Here is a 13232-nt window from a genome sequence, read left to right on the forward strand (position 1 = left end):
GAGGTCCGACATGAACATCGGAGACGTTGCCCGACAATCGGGTGTGCCCGCCAAGACGATCCGCTACTACGAGGACATCGGTCTGATCCGCCCGAACCGTAGCGAGAACGGCTATCGCGCGTTCACCGAGAACCACGTTCACAAGCTGGCGTTTCTGGGTCGCGCACGGGCCTTGGGGTTCACCATCGAAGATTGCAGGACGCTCCTGTCGCTCTACGAGGATGAAAACCGCGAAAGCATGCAAGTGAAGGCGGTTGCGGAAGACCATCTGCGCCAGATCGAGGAAAAGATCGCGAAACTGCAATCCATGCGCGCGACGCTCGCCGAACTGGTGGAAAAATGTGCCGGGGATCACCGGCCCGACTGCCCCATCATCGAGGATCTGTCGCCGGAGCGGTTGGCCAAGTGACAGGCAAGAAGGGGCTGTACCTCAGAACCAGATCGCGCGGACCGGCATCCAGATACCCATGAAGATCATCATCAGGTTTTCCGTCAGCGAAATGAACCCCAGCGGGACGGAACTGTCACCGCCGACGCAGGCGCATTTCAGCTCTCTCTTGTCGATATAAACAGCCTTGAACACGCTGACAGCGCCTACCGTGCCGATAAACAGGGCGACAGGCGCCGAGAGCCACAGCAGCGCGCCGGCAGTCATCAGGACACCTGCCAACGCTTCGCCGAACGGGTAGACCTTGCCGTATCGCACCCATTTGCGCGCCAGCAGATCGTAGTTGAGGAACATCGTCGAAAACCCTTCGACATCCTGCAATTTCTGGATCGCGAGAATGGTCATGGACAGCGAAATGAACCATTCGAACCCCCGCAAGGTAAGGACCGACCCGTACTGGTGCCAAGACAGGCCCAATGCCAACAGCGCGGCAACGGAAAAGATCGCGATGACCGGCTGGTAGGTCGTGTCGCTTTGCTCTTCCTCGGGTGGGTCAATGTCGAAAAACACCCTGAGATCATCGTAACCGCCGATCCGTTCGTCCCCGATGAAAGTCTGCGGCGTCGTCTCGACCCCGTGCTTCTCCATGAAAGCATCGGTGTCTTCACGGGTGTCAAGCGGATGGTCTTCCACCTCGAAGCCTTGCCGCTCCAGCAGGTCTTTCGATTTCAGACCGTAGGGGCAGACATGGCCCGGCATGACCATGCGATAAAGCTGCGCGGATTTACTGTCTGTGTCGCGGGGCATGTCCTTTCCTCCTTATCCGCTGCACGTAAGTTGACCACGGAACCCGGCTTCGTAGTCGGTTCCCGCGCTGACGATCAGATCGGTCAGGTCACCGTTCGTCTCTGCGATCTCGGCCGACAGCGGGCCTTCAGAAAATGCATTTTCGCCCTGCGCATTCAGGCGCACCAGATCACCGCTGATCTTCATTGCGGCTGCAGACCCTTCGCCGGTTTCACCAGTCACCAGTACAGCCGGACTGTCCGAGGTGTAAGCAAAGCGGCAATTTCCGCCATTCGGGAACACCGCAGCGATTTCGTCTTCCGTCAGAAACTCAGGATCGACCTTCGACACGACCTCCGTTTGAAGCGCCTGTTGCGCATCCACAACCTGCGCCGGCGTTTCGCTTCGCGTGGCCGATGCTTCGCCGTTTGCTCCAATGTCAGCAATAAGGTAGCGCATTTCGGCGATTTCCTTGTCCTGCGCATAGATAATGTCGTCTGCGAGCCCCCGGACGCGCGGGTCGGTGATCTCGGCACGAGTCGACGTCATGATGGCGATCGAGTGGTGCGGGATCATGGCGCGCATGTAGGACCTGTCCTGCACCGTGAATTGCCCGCGAACCAGCCAGAGGCTCGCCGCGAAAAGGACTATTGCGCCAACGAAAATCGCGATGTTGGCTTTGGTGTTCTGATACATGGACAACATGTACGCCAACATGATCACGGCCATGGTCGCCCCCATCAGGATGGCCATGTAAAGGCGTGTCTCCGAAAAGAAGATATGGCCCCAAAGATAGGTGTTCAGGTACATCAGAACGAACATGACCACGGTCGATGTTCCGATCATCATAAAGAATCGTGAGTAGTGCATTTCCAGTCACCTCCTTGCAGTTCTCTGTAAAACAACAACATTCCAGCGCTGGAGAGTTCCAAAAGCACGAATTTTCGTAGTTTCAAGGCAACAAAGGCGCGTCGTTTGCCCCGGTTCACGGCTTCTTTTCTTTGCCCCTGACGCGCACTGAATTTTCATGGGTCCGAGGAGATCGCGCCATGCAGAATTTCACGAGACGAGAATTGATTTGTGCCGGAGCGATGGGTTGCTTTCTGCCCACAACTGCCTGGGCCCACAAAGTCAAATTGCCCGAACGGTTCGAACCACAATTGGTAAACACCCGTCGTGGTGACTGGGTTAAAGGCGATGTCCACGTCGTTCCCGACGATTTTTTCCTTTATTTCATGCTCGAGGACGGGATGGCGATCCGCTACGGGGTCGGGGTAGGGCGCAAAGGTTTGTACGAACCCGGAGAGTTCACGGTAGCGCGCAAGGCCAAATGGCCATGGTGGCGGCCAACGAACGCCATGATCCGGCGCGAGCCACGCAAATACGCAAAGTACAAGGATGGACTGAAAGGCGGGCCATACAACCCGCTCGGGGCCCGCGCGCTCTATCTCTACGATGCCGAGGGACGCGATACCTATCTTCGCATTCATGGAACGAACGCCCCGGAGACAATTGGGTCTGCCGTGTCGAATGGATGCGCGCGGTTGACGAATGAACATGTGAAGGATCTGTACGAACGCGTTGAAATCGGCGCCCGCGTCTTCCTGTATCCCAAAGTGACAACGGCGTGAGGAGTGTTCTGTCGCCTTGAAGTTCCTCTTCCGGAAATGGCACAAGTGCGGCAGTTGGCGAAAGCCAGTCTATCATTCATGAGGTGACGGAATTGTCTTTGAGCCGGAGGTCTTTCCTTGGCGGGATGACCGTTGCGCTGACTGGTACCCGCTTGCCAGCAGCGACACACGAGTTGATCCTCGCGCCCCAATCGATCAAGGCGCACCTTGCTGGGTACGACGTGTCGATGTTGGGCTTCAACGGTGGTCTGCCGGGCCCAGAAGTCAGAATGCGACAAGGACAAACCGCCCGCATTACCCTCGATAACCGATTGGAGGAGGGCGCTCTCGTTCACTGGCATGGGTTGCGGGTTCCAAATCGGATGGATGGTGTCAACGTCCTCACTCAGGATGTGGTCATTCCGGGCGACTCGTATCGTTATCAATTCGGCGTCCCGGATGCCGGCACGTATTGGTATCACTCGCATTACCTGTCTTACGATCAGGTCAGCCGCGGTCTTTTCGGCGCCTTCATCGTCGAGGAGCAAAATGCGCCGGCTGTCGACCATGACATCGTTGTTCAGTTCTTCGATGTCTTGTTGGATCAGTCCGGACAGTACGACGAAGGGTTCAACCCGGCTCATTTCGCGACCGAGGGCCGTATCGGCAATACGGTCACGGCGCTTGTTTCCAATGGAACCAGCAAGAATGTGAGACAAGGCGACCGCCTGCGCTTGCGCCTGATAAATCCCTCTATCGACAGGGTTTACCGTGTCGGGCTGGACGGTCTGGCAGGCAAGATCGTTGCACTGGATGGTATGCCCCTGGCGCATCCACGGACGCTCGAACCGATCCTTCTCGCTCCGGGGCAAAGATGCGATGTGATTGGTGATGCAACCGGGCCAATTCGGTTCGGCGACAGTTTTGGAGAGCGGACGTTGAGCCTTGGCGAAATCGCTGTTTCCGGTTCCCGTGAGCCTGCGAAAGCGCCCATCACCGCGTTGCCCGCCAACCGAATTCCCGCCCCGCAAGAGCCCGGCCAAACCGCGGAGCTGGTGCTTCAGGGAGGTGCGGGAAGCGCGTCCCACAACGGCACAGGGACGTGGGCGCTCAATGACGTATCGGGCCTGCCTCGAACCCCTTTCCTATCCGTCGCGCAGGGGACGACCGCGCGCATTTCGATCCGCAACGAAACCGGGTTTCCACACGTCATGCATCTGCATGGCCACCATTTCTGGGAACTCGATGCGGCGGGGAAAGCCGGTCCATACCGGGACTCGACCTATCTGGATATCGGCGAGACGCGGGATATTCTCGTCGTCTTGGGCAATCCGGGATCCTGGATGCTGCATTGCCACATGTTGAGCCACCAGGCCGACGGTATGGCAACGTGGATCAGAGTCGGCTGAGGGTCGAGACGGATACATACCGTTACAAATCTCTGAATGATAACAGGCCTTTCGCCGTCTACGTAACCTGACAAGCGAGAAACAGGTCCATCGACTGCCAATGGGAGCGTTCATTGACCCTGACACCAAAATCTCTCGGCATGACTGCGGCGGCAGGATCAGCCGCCTTGCTGTTGGGGGCCTTCGTTTTCCAGGCTCTTGGGTACGCGCCGTGCGCAATGTGCATCTGGCAACGCTACCCACACGCAATCGCCATTGGAATGGGCGCTCTGTTGCTCTTTGCTCTGCCGATTTTGCCAATCCTGATAATCGGTGCCCTGTCGGCACTCAGCACATCCGCGTTGGGAGTGTTTCATACCGGTGTCGAGCGCGGCTGGTGGGAGGGACCGACTTCTTGCACGGGATCCGGCCTCGATGTTTCCCAAATGTCGGTATCGGAATTGCTGCCCTCTGCCAGTTCAAATGCGTCCAATCTTGTTCTGTGCAGTGAGGTTGTCTGGGAATTTCTGACGTTGTCCATGGCGAGTTGGAACGCGATCCTAAGCGGTGTCCTTGCTTGCCTCTGGTTGGTCGCGATCGCAAGACATCAAAAGGTTCGGTGGCATGGGGTCGCGGACGTTTCTTGAATCGTCCCGCATTCATCGAAAACAAACAAAGGGCTTCGCTTCATGGTTACAAGACGACACTTCCTTGCACTTTCCGGCTCGCTGTTTTCAGCTTCTCTGAGTTCGCCAGCATTCGCTAAGACCTGGCCGTCAACAGCCGAAAAAGCAGCTTGGGATGCGCAGATCACGCCCGCCAACTATGACCCAGCAACAACCAACCCATGGGGGCTGCATCCCAGGCTGCTGCCGCAACGCGTGTTGGCGAATGAAGGTTTGCGCCCGGGTGACATTCACGTCGATGCGATCGCGCGCTATCTGTACCATATCGAGGAAGGTGGCACTGCGATGCGCTACGGGGTCGCGATTGCCAAGGGCGATCTCTACGAGCCCGGCACCTACACGATCCGCCGAAAGGTCGAATGGCCGCACTGGACGCCAACGCAGTCAATGATCGAACGCGATCCGGAGGCTTACGAGCGGTTTGCCGACGGTATGGAGCCCGGCCCCAACAATGCCTTGGGCAGCAGGGCTTTGTATCTATTCGTCGGAGATCGGGATACGTACCTTCGAATTCACGGAACGCCGAGCCCTCGCAGCATTGGCGGCCGGGCCAGTTCGGGATGCGTGCGCATGGTGCTGGCCCACATCAATGATCTCTATCCGAATGTCGCTGTCGGATCGACGGCGTTCCTTTACTCGGCCGAAGACAGCGTTACCGCTCGAAGCTGACCTATTCGTAGGACAGAGCATCTTTGGCTCACACGCCGAGGACAGCGTCGTGCAGGGACACCTTCCAATGAATTGTTGGACGAACACTCACGGCTGTGTCGCAAGTGAACTTTCGAACTGTGCGATCGCTACGGATTTGTCGTCCTCATCGTTCTCGAACAGCTTTGTGGTTCGCACGCCCGGCAACTTGCCAAAATCCGCCATCAGGCGCTTTGGAAAAAATGTGCGTCCGATGGATTCAAATCCTGGTAATTGTCTGAGTACCGCGGAGGTACTGGCACTACAAAAACCGGAAGCGGCTGGGCCGCTGGCAATTGCAAGCCGCAAGGCCTGCTCCGCGACTTCGGGGGACACATCGATCTCTTGCATGACGACGTGGTAGGTCTCCCGTGCATGAGCCCGTGCGTAAAAATCGGCCACTTGTGGAGTAATGCCATAAAGCACATCTCCCCGTTCCGGTACCGCGCTCAGCCGGACCGTTCCTGCCGGATCGAAGATAACGCGCTGCGACCCATTGATCATGACGCTGCTATGCGCACCCGCCCCGGATCTGTTGTTGATCATGGTGTACAGCGTCAGCGCGGCCGGTCCGTCGTGACGGTAGGATGCACTACTGATGACTTCGGCTGAAGCATCAGGGCGCATGTCGTTTCCTGCACCGCACCCCGCCAAAATCACCACGGTTAGAACTGAGAAAATGCGATTGGAAAAGCGCACCTTGCAGCCTCCTGCCATGAGTTGAATGACTGTATTTTCGGGATATTCAGGGCCTCTAGCAATCTCGACACCAACTCTTCCGGATTTCACCTCTACCGAAACATGGGTTCGGTTTCGGTTGGTATACGGATCCTCGACACCTTTTTTTCTGGATATCGCATGTTTCAGATGAAGAGGAGCGTTCGCCCCGAATTGATTTGTCGCAATTTGTAACAGACCCCGCCTTTGTGACCTCGCGATACAAAACACCGGCTCGCGTGGCATTCCGCATCTGCAGGTGCCCCCCATATGCTGGGTATCGCAACACTGACACGAGGTGATCGAAATGAAACGCAACACTTTACTCGCTGCAATGACCCTGGCTGCAACCGCCCTTGGCGGTGCCGCATTCGCGGACGCCAACCACGGGCGTGGGGGACAATTTGGCGCCCAGAGCGGACCAGGCATGATGCAGAACGGTGGTCCCGGTATGATGGGGAACATGGGCGGAATGATGGACATGATGAAGCGCATGCACGGAAACATGATGGGCGCAGGCATGATGGGCGCAGGCATGGGCAGTGGTATGATGAGCCCAGGCATGGCTGGCGGCATGATGCAAATGTTCGACACTGATGGAGACGGCACAACGACGCCGGAAGAAATGCGCACGCAGCTGGAGGCCAAGCTTTCCGAGTTTGACAGCGACGGGGATGGAAGCCTCTCGATTACTGAATTTGAAGCTCTCCACAGCGCGATGATCCGCGAAATGATGGTGGATCGCTTCCAACACCTCGATGCCGATGGCGACGGCGCGGTGACGCCGGAAGAGATGGCCGCTCCGGCCGATAGGATGGAACGGATGCAGATGATTCGGTCGAACATGGCAGATGACGCGCCCGTGCGGCCCGGCAATGGCCAGGGCATGGGCGACGGCACCATGATGCAGGACAACTGAGTCGTGGCGTGCCGGTTCTTTTACCGGCACCCTTTCTCGAAGCGCCAAAACCATACGCCGGTGGGACATTGAACCCAACAGCGGCATGAGGCGTTCAGCCTCCGTAGGCAGACAGTTTTAGAAACGGAAAGGAAACAACCCATGTCATATACCCATGATCGCGTCTTGAAAGATACCACTATCGATGACGCGGAGATGCGCGTCCGAGACGCTCTGTCAGACAAGGGATTCGGCGTTCTGACCGAGATCGACGTCAAGGCGACGATGAAAAACAAGCTGGATGTGGATATGCCAGCCTACCGCATCCTGGGGGCCTGTAATCCGGGCATGGCGCACAAAGCCATCGAGATCGAGCCTCGTATCGGCGCGATGCTCCCGTGCAACGTGATCCTGCGGCAAGTGGACGGCGGTACCGAAATCAGCGCCGTCGATCCTGTCGCTTCGATGCAGGCGGTACAGAACGAAGACCTGGCCGCGGTCGCCGGCGAAGTCCGCGATCTACTCCGGGACGCCCTCGACGCCGCGTGATGGGGATTGGATATCCTATCCCCGATTGAGCACCTTTGGCATTGCTCGATCAATGCCATTTGAACCCACATCTGTCTTTTATTAGGAACTCACCCAGTGTTGCCAGCGGCTTTGCCATTTCCGGACATCGGAACCGACCTCTTCTCCTTCGACATCGGGGGGGTCACATTTGCACTCCGCTGGTACGCGCTAGCCTATATCTTCGGTATCCTGATTGGCTGGCGCATTTGTTTGAGTGCCATAAGCCGTCCAGCGCTCTGGACGTCAGCTGGACCGCCGCTTGACCGAACGCAGATCGAAGATCTTCTGACGTGGATTATCATCGGCGTGATTGCTGGCGGGCGTCTGGGCTTTGTATTGTTCTACCAGCCCGCATATTATCTCGCCAATCCCTTGGAAATTCTGATGGTCTGGCAAGGCGGCATGTCTTTCCACGGGGGGTTCGCGGGCGTTGTCATTGCGGCCTTGCTGTTCTGCCTTAGACAGAACGCGTCATTGCTCAGCACTGGCGACTTGCTGGCTTTGGCAACACCACCAGGCTTGTTTCTTGGGAGGCTGGCGAACTTCACCAACAATGAGTTATGGGGGCGTCCAACGGACGTTCCCTGGGCGGTGATCTTTCCCGGCGAAGTCGCGCAGGCCTGCCCAGGGATTAGCGACCTCTGCGCGCGACACCCGTCGCAGCTGTATGAGGCGCTATTGGAGGGGCTCATTCTTGGAATGCTGCTCATTTATCTCGCTTGGGGCCGGGGCTGGCTGAAAATGCCCGGTGCCTTGGCTGGCGTGTTTCTGACCGGCTATGGTCTTGCCCGAAGTTTCGTCGAGATGTTCCGGCAACCGGACCAACAATTTGTGACGGCGGACAACCCGATTGGCCATGCGTTTCATTTTGGTGAGTGGGGTTTGACGATGGGCCAGTTGCTCTCCATGCCGATGGTGTTGGTCGGGCTGGCGTTGATCGTGTTCGCCAGGCGGGTATGGGGCCGGAAAGCGCCACCCCGCAGAGCCGCAATGTAATCTCCATACTGATCTCTCTTGACCTTCCTGTGGATGGAAGCCTTAGGCAAGAGAAGCATTCTCGGAAAGGACCGCAAAATGAGCACCCCCGACAGTTCTCAAACCACAGCGACTTCTTCGGTATTCGTTTGCCCCATGCACCCTGAGGTGCGACAGGTTGAGCCCGGCAATTGTCCGAAATGCGGAATGCATCTCGTGCCGGAATCGGAGCTCGATGTCCATTCAGCACATGATCATCACAACCACCACGCGGATGCCACGCCGGCCGATGGCCGTTATGATCTGGTTCCTACAGGGCATAATGGTCCCATTTACACCTGCCCGATGCACCCTGAGGTGCGGCAGCCTGATCCGGGCGCGTGTCCGATCTGTGGTATGGGATTGGAACTGGAATCCGGTGTGCCGGGCGATGAAGGTCAAAATCCCGAACTGGTGGATTTCACACGGCGGTTCTGGGTCGGCACAGTCCTGACGATCCCTCTCCTTGTCCTCACGATGGGGCCATTCGTCGGTTTCCCCGCAGTCCGGACTTTTTTTGGCGAAAGCACTACACAATGGATCGAATTGATCCTGGCAACGCCAGTGGTCTTGTGGTGCGGCTGGCCGTTTCTGGAACGCGGATGGATTTCGTTCCGCACGTTGAACCTCAACATGTTCTCCCTGATCGGCATGGGCGTTCTTGCCGCCTGGCTCTTCAGCGTCGTTGCCGTTCTCGCACCGGACATATTCCCTGATGGGTTCCGAGACTTCGAAGGCCATGTCGGCGTCTACTTCGAGGCGGCGGCGGTGATCGTGACGCTCGTGCTGCTCGGTCAGGTGATGGAATTGCGCGCACGTGAAGGAACCGGTAAGGCGATCCGTGCGCTTCTCGACATGGCCGCCAAGACCGCGCGGGTCATGCGGGACGATGGCTCCGAGGAGGAGATTCCGCTGGAGGACGTACAGGTCGGCGACCGTCTGCGCGTGCGGCCCGGCGATAAAGTGCCTGTCGATGGCGTGGTTCTGGACGGCCGGTCCTCGATCGACGAAAGCATGATCTCCGGTGAACCTGTGCCGGTCGAGAAGACCGAAGGCGACCCGGTAACTGGTGCGACGATCAACGGCACTGGCAGTCTGGTGATGGAGGCGACGCGTGTCGGGTCCGACACGATGCTGGCTCAAATTGTCGAGATGGTGTCGAACGCGCAGCGCTCGCGCGCCCCGATCCAGAAATATGCCGACAAGGTGGCGGGTTATTTCGTTCCGGCCGTCATCGGTATCGCGGTCCTGTCCTTCATCGCCTGGGCGATCTGGGGGCCCGCGCCTGCGCTGTCTTATGCACTCGTCTCCGCCGTCGCGGTTTTGATCATCGCCTGTCCCTGTGCGCTTGGCCTGGCGACACCGATGTCGATCATGACGGCGACGGGACGGGGGGCTCAGGCCGGGGTGCTGATCAAGAACGCCGAGGCGCTGGAGCGGTTCGAGAAAGTCGATACCCTGATCGTCGACAAGACCGGCACGTTGACCGAAGGCAAGCCGCGGCTTGTCGACGTACTCCCGCAACCCGGCCACGACGAAGCCGAGGTCTTGCGTCTCGCCGCATCGCTTGAGCGCGGATCGGAGCACCCCTTGGCCGAAGCGATCGTCAGGGGTGCGGAGGAGCGAGATGTCAAAATGGACGAGGCACGGGACTTCGAGGCGGTCACTGGCAAGGGCGTCAAGGGGGTCGTTGACGGCAAAGCGGTCGCGCTCGGCAATTTGGCGATGATCCGCGAATTGGGGCTCGAGGCGGGCGCGTTGACCGCCAAGGCCAATGCCCGCCGCGACGAAGGCGAGACGGTCATGTTCGTTGTGCTGGATGGCGAGATCGCCGGTCTAGTTGCTGTTGCCGACCCAGTGAAGGAGACCACGCCAGAAGCCATCGAGGATCTGCATGAACTGGGGTTCCGCGTCATCATGGCGACCGGCGACAACGAACGCACGGCCAAGGCCATCGGCACGCGGCTCGGAATCGATGAGATCCGGGCCGACGTGCTGCCGGAGGACAAGGCGCGGATCATCCTTGAGTTGCAAGAGGCGGGCCACAAGGTCGCCATGGCCGGGGATGGCGTCAACGACGCCCCCGCGCTCGCGCAGGCCGATGTCGGCATCGCCATGGGCACCGGCGCCGATGTGGCCATCGAAAGCGCGGGCGTCACGCTGGTCAAGGGCAACCTTGATGGTATCGTGCGTGCGCGGCGGCTCGCCCGGGCCACGATGCGCAACATCCGCCAGAACCTGTTCTTCGCGCTGATCTACAACGCCTCCGGCGTGCCGGTCGCGGCGGGAGTTCTGTTTCCCTTCTTTGGCATCCTCATCAGTCCGATGTTTGCTGCCTTCGCCATGAGCGCGTCGTCAATCTCGGTGGTGCTCAATTCGCTGCGCCTTCGCGGCGTGCGTATCTAGAAGCGCGCAACAGCGTTCGGACGAACCAAAATTAAAAGGGGGCCATTTATGCAGAGCGAAAAAGAAACGTACCGCGAAAATTCCATCAGTCTGGGCGGAGCCGTTGCGATGGGGACAGGCGTGATGATCGGCGCTGGAATCTTTGCGTTGACGGGGCAAATCGCGCAGCTCGCCGGCCCTCTGTTCCCGCTTGCATTCATCGCCGGCGCGGTCGTCACAAGCTTCAGCGCCTACAGCTACATCAGGATGTCGAACAAATGGCCGTCCTCCGGTGGCATCGCCATGATTCTGCAGAAGTGCTATGGCACCGGAGCTGTCGCAGGCGGCGCCGCGCTGCTGATGGCGCTCAGCATGGTGATCGCGGAAAGCCTCGTCGCCCGGACCTTCGCCACCTATGTCTTGCGCCCTTTCGACATCGAAGGTGGCCCACTGGTCCCCGCTCTGGCCGTGGCCGTGATCGTTTTCGCCTTTCTGGTGAACATCGCCGGAAACCGCTCGGTCGGGCTGTTCTCGCTGATCATGGCAGCGATCAAGATCGGAGGCATAGCTCTGTTCGGCATCGCGGCCCTGTGGTCCAGTGGTTTTGCGTTCGCCGCGGCCTCCGAGACGCCTCAATCCTACGGTATAACTGGTTTCATAGCATCCACGGCGCTGGCTATCCTGGCCTTCAAAGGGTTCACGACGATCACCAACAGCGGGGCCGAGATCACCGAACCCAACCGCAACGTTGGCCGAGCAATCATGTTCTCGATCGGGCTCTGCGTCGTCATTTACCTGTTGGTCGCCTTCGGGGTTGGTTCGAGTCTGACGATCGAGGAGATCATCTCCGCGCGTGACTATTCACTGGCACAAGCGGCGCAGCCCGCCCTTGGACAAACCGGCTTCATACTCACAGTAGTCCTGGCTGCTGTCGCAACCGCGTCAGGCGTTCTGGCCAGCGTCTTTGCGGTGTCGCGCATGTTGGCGATGCTGACCGACATGGAAATGATTCCGCACAGCCACTTTGGTATGTCCGGCCCAATCCAACGCCACACGCTGGTCTATACCGTTGTCATCGCTTCAGCGCTGGCCGTGCTTTTCGACCTGGGCCGGATCGCATCCCTCGGTGCCTTCTTCTACCTTGTAATGGACATGATCATACACTGGGGCGTGTTCCGCTATCGTCGAACAGATGTGGGCGCCTCCGGTATCGTGCTTTTGAGTGCCCTGTCGCTCGATGCGATTGTACTGGCAGCTTTCACCGTGATGAAGCTTCAAAGCGACCCGATGATCGTTCTCTACGCCGCTGTCGGGATGATCGCCGTGTTCGCCTTCGAGCGCGTTTACTTGTCGAAGTGGATGGCACCGCAAGCTGCACACGCCCACGGTGATTAGCCTGCCGTCACCTGGCATGAAGAGCTGCGATGGCTTGTGCGCCGATCGTGATCAGCCCGACCGAAAAGGCAAACGCAGCCAAGGCAAGCAACATCACGCCCGTGTTCATGGGTAAGCGACGAACAACCGGTCCAAGAAATTCCGACCGCCCGAGAGCCGAGACGTAGAGCGGCAACGCGCTTATCATAGTCGCATAGAGGTAAACGCCGGAGATGTTCTCGAAAAACGCCGAACGCGCAAGAGTCGGGGATACAACCGCCAAAGCGGTTGAACGATTGCCGCCGAATGACCCGAACCAGTCGGCAGATAGAACGTATATAAGCACGTGGAGACCTGGAAAGAGAAGGGCTCTGAGCAAGACATCGACCAGCACGAAAAACGCCGTGTCTCTTGAGCCCGCCTTTGGTTGCGTCGTCATGGCGAACAGGAAAAAACTGACATAGTTGACGGCAAAAACCACGGGCAAACCGTTGGTCGTAACCTGCCTTAGAAAGCGCATTACTGCCGGTCCGCCGGCAGCAAGAGCCGGAGCAAAGCCCGGAGCCAGTAAGACATAGAGCAACAGGACCGGCAGTAATGCAGCGAAGCTGAACAGCAGGACATTTCTAACAAACTGAGCCGCGGGCATACTGATAGAGAAAAATCTATCCATTGAAATAGCCTGCCATGTGGGCACCACTAGGTCGATGATACGGGGCGTTGTTGTAC

The 13232-nt window shown here is 58.4% G+C and carries 14 protein-coding genes; 10 read left to right on the top strand and 4 right to left on the bottom strand.

Annotated elements, in window-relative coordinates; all coding sequences use genetic code 11:
- The first annotated feature begins 10 nt into the window (after window positions 1–10).
- Entirely contained in the window at window positions 11–409 is a 399-nt protein-coding gene (cueR, locus tag J3R80_RS16855) for a Cu(I)-responsive transcriptional regulator (RefSeq protein ID WP_038008399.1), read from the top strand.
- A 21-nt stretch (window positions 410–430) separates the two neighbouring features.
- On the opposite strand, the gene J3R80_RS16860 is transcribed toward cueR, so the two are convergent.
- The gene (locus tag J3R80_RS16860) at window positions 431–1195 is read right to left on the bottom strand and encodes a glutaredoxin (protein WP_012187037.1); all 765 of its coding nucleotides are present in this window, start codon (window positions 1193–1195) and stop codon (window positions 431–433) included.
- 12 nt (window positions 1196–1207) lie between these two features.
- Window positions 1208–2044: a DUF305 domain-containing protein gene (locus tag J3R80_RS16865; protein ID WP_012187184.1), complete on the bottom strand. Its 837-nt coding sequence runs from the start codon at window positions 2042–2044 to the stop codon at window positions 1208–1210.
- Window positions 2045–2223: 179 nt separating this feature from the next.
- On the opposite strand from J3R80_RS16865, the gene J3R80_RS16870 reads away from it, so the two are divergent.
- The 4 genes from J3R80_RS16870 to J3R80_RS16885 all read left to right on the top strand — a co-directional run bounded on the left by J3R80_RS16870 (window position 2224) and on the right by J3R80_RS16885 (window position 5527).
- On the top strand, window positions 2224–2805 hold the full coding sequence (locus J3R80_RS16870) for a L,D-transpeptidase (protein ID WP_275394936.1): 582 nt from the start codon (window positions 2224–2226) through the stop codon (window positions 2803–2805).
- A gap of 98 nt (window positions 2806–2903) precedes the next feature.
- The gene (locus J3R80_RS16875; protein WP_275394937.1) at window positions 2904–4193 is read left to right on the top strand and encodes a multicopper oxidase family protein; all 1290 of its coding nucleotides are present in this window, start codon (window positions 2904–2906) and stop codon (window positions 4191–4193) included.
- Window positions 4194–4333: 140 nt separating this feature from the next.
- Window positions 4334–4819: a disulfide bond formation protein B gene (locus J3R80_RS16880; protein ID WP_100931433.1), complete on the top strand. Its 486-nt coding sequence runs from the start codon at window positions 4334–4336 to the stop codon at window positions 4817–4819.
- 42 nt (window positions 4820–4861) lie between these two features.
- Entirely contained in the window at window positions 4862–5527 is a 666-nt protein-coding gene (locus tag J3R80_RS16885; RefSeq protein WP_275394938.1) for a L,D-transpeptidase, read from the top strand.
- Window positions 5528–5614: 87 nt separating this feature from the next.
- On the opposite strand, the gene J3R80_RS16890 is transcribed toward J3R80_RS16885, so the two are convergent.
- Complete coding sequence (locus tag J3R80_RS16890) at window positions 5615–6172, bottom strand: hypothetical protein (RefSeq protein ID WP_343075834.1); 558 nt, start codon at window positions 6170–6172, stop codon at window positions 5615–5617.
- Between the two features lie 397 nt (window positions 6173–6569).
- Here J3R80_RS16890 and J3R80_RS16895 point away from each other — a divergent pair, with 397 nt between their 5' ends.
- The 5 genes from J3R80_RS16895 to J3R80_RS16915 all read left to right on the top strand — a co-directional run bounded on the left by J3R80_RS16895 (window position 6570) and on the right by J3R80_RS16915 (window position 12524).
- Window positions 6570–7181, top strand: coding sequence for a calcium-binding protein (locus J3R80_RS16895; protein ID WP_228069711.1), 612 nt, complete (start codon window positions 6570–6572; stop codon window positions 7179–7181).
- 141 nt (window positions 7182–7322) lie between these two features.
- A complete protein-coding gene (locus tag J3R80_RS16900) occupies window positions 7323–7709 on the top strand; it encodes a DUF302 domain-containing protein (RefSeq protein ID WP_103911580.1) in 387 nt (128 codons plus the stop codon).
- A gap of 96 nt (window positions 7710–7805) precedes the next feature.
- Window positions 7806–8726: a prolipoprotein diacylglyceryl transferase gene (lgt, locus tag J3R80_RS16905; protein ID WP_243614084.1), complete on the top strand. Its 921-nt coding sequence runs from the start codon at window positions 7806–7808 to the stop codon at window positions 8724–8726.
- Window positions 8727–8804: 78 nt separating this feature from the next.
- On the top strand, window positions 8805–11150 hold the full coding sequence (locus J3R80_RS16910; protein WP_275394939.1) for a copper-translocating P-type ATPase: 2346 nt from the start codon (window positions 8805–8807) through the stop codon (window positions 11148–11150).
- Window positions 11151–11198: 48 nt separating this feature from the next.
- The gene (locus J3R80_RS16915) at window positions 11199–12524 is read left to right on the top strand and encodes an APC family permease (protein WP_275394940.1); all 1326 of its coding nucleotides are present in this window, start codon (window positions 11199–11201) and stop codon (window positions 12522–12524) included.
- A 7-nt stretch (window positions 12525–12531) separates the two neighbouring features.
- Here J3R80_RS16915 and J3R80_RS16920 read toward each other — a convergent pair whose 3' ends face one another.
- Window positions 12532–13176, bottom strand: a complete 645-nt coding sequence (locus tag J3R80_RS16920; RefSeq protein ID WP_275394941.1) for a hypothetical protein — start codon at window positions 13174–13176, stop codon at window positions 12532–12534.
- Window positions 13177–13232: the final 56 nt, after the last annotated feature.

The sequence above is a fragment of the Aliiroseovarius sp. Z3 genome (assembly GCF_029105185.1).
In the GTDB taxonomy this organism is placed as follows: domain Bacteria; phylum Pseudomonadota; class Alphaproteobacteria; order Rhodobacterales; family Rhodobacteraceae; genus Aliiroseovarius.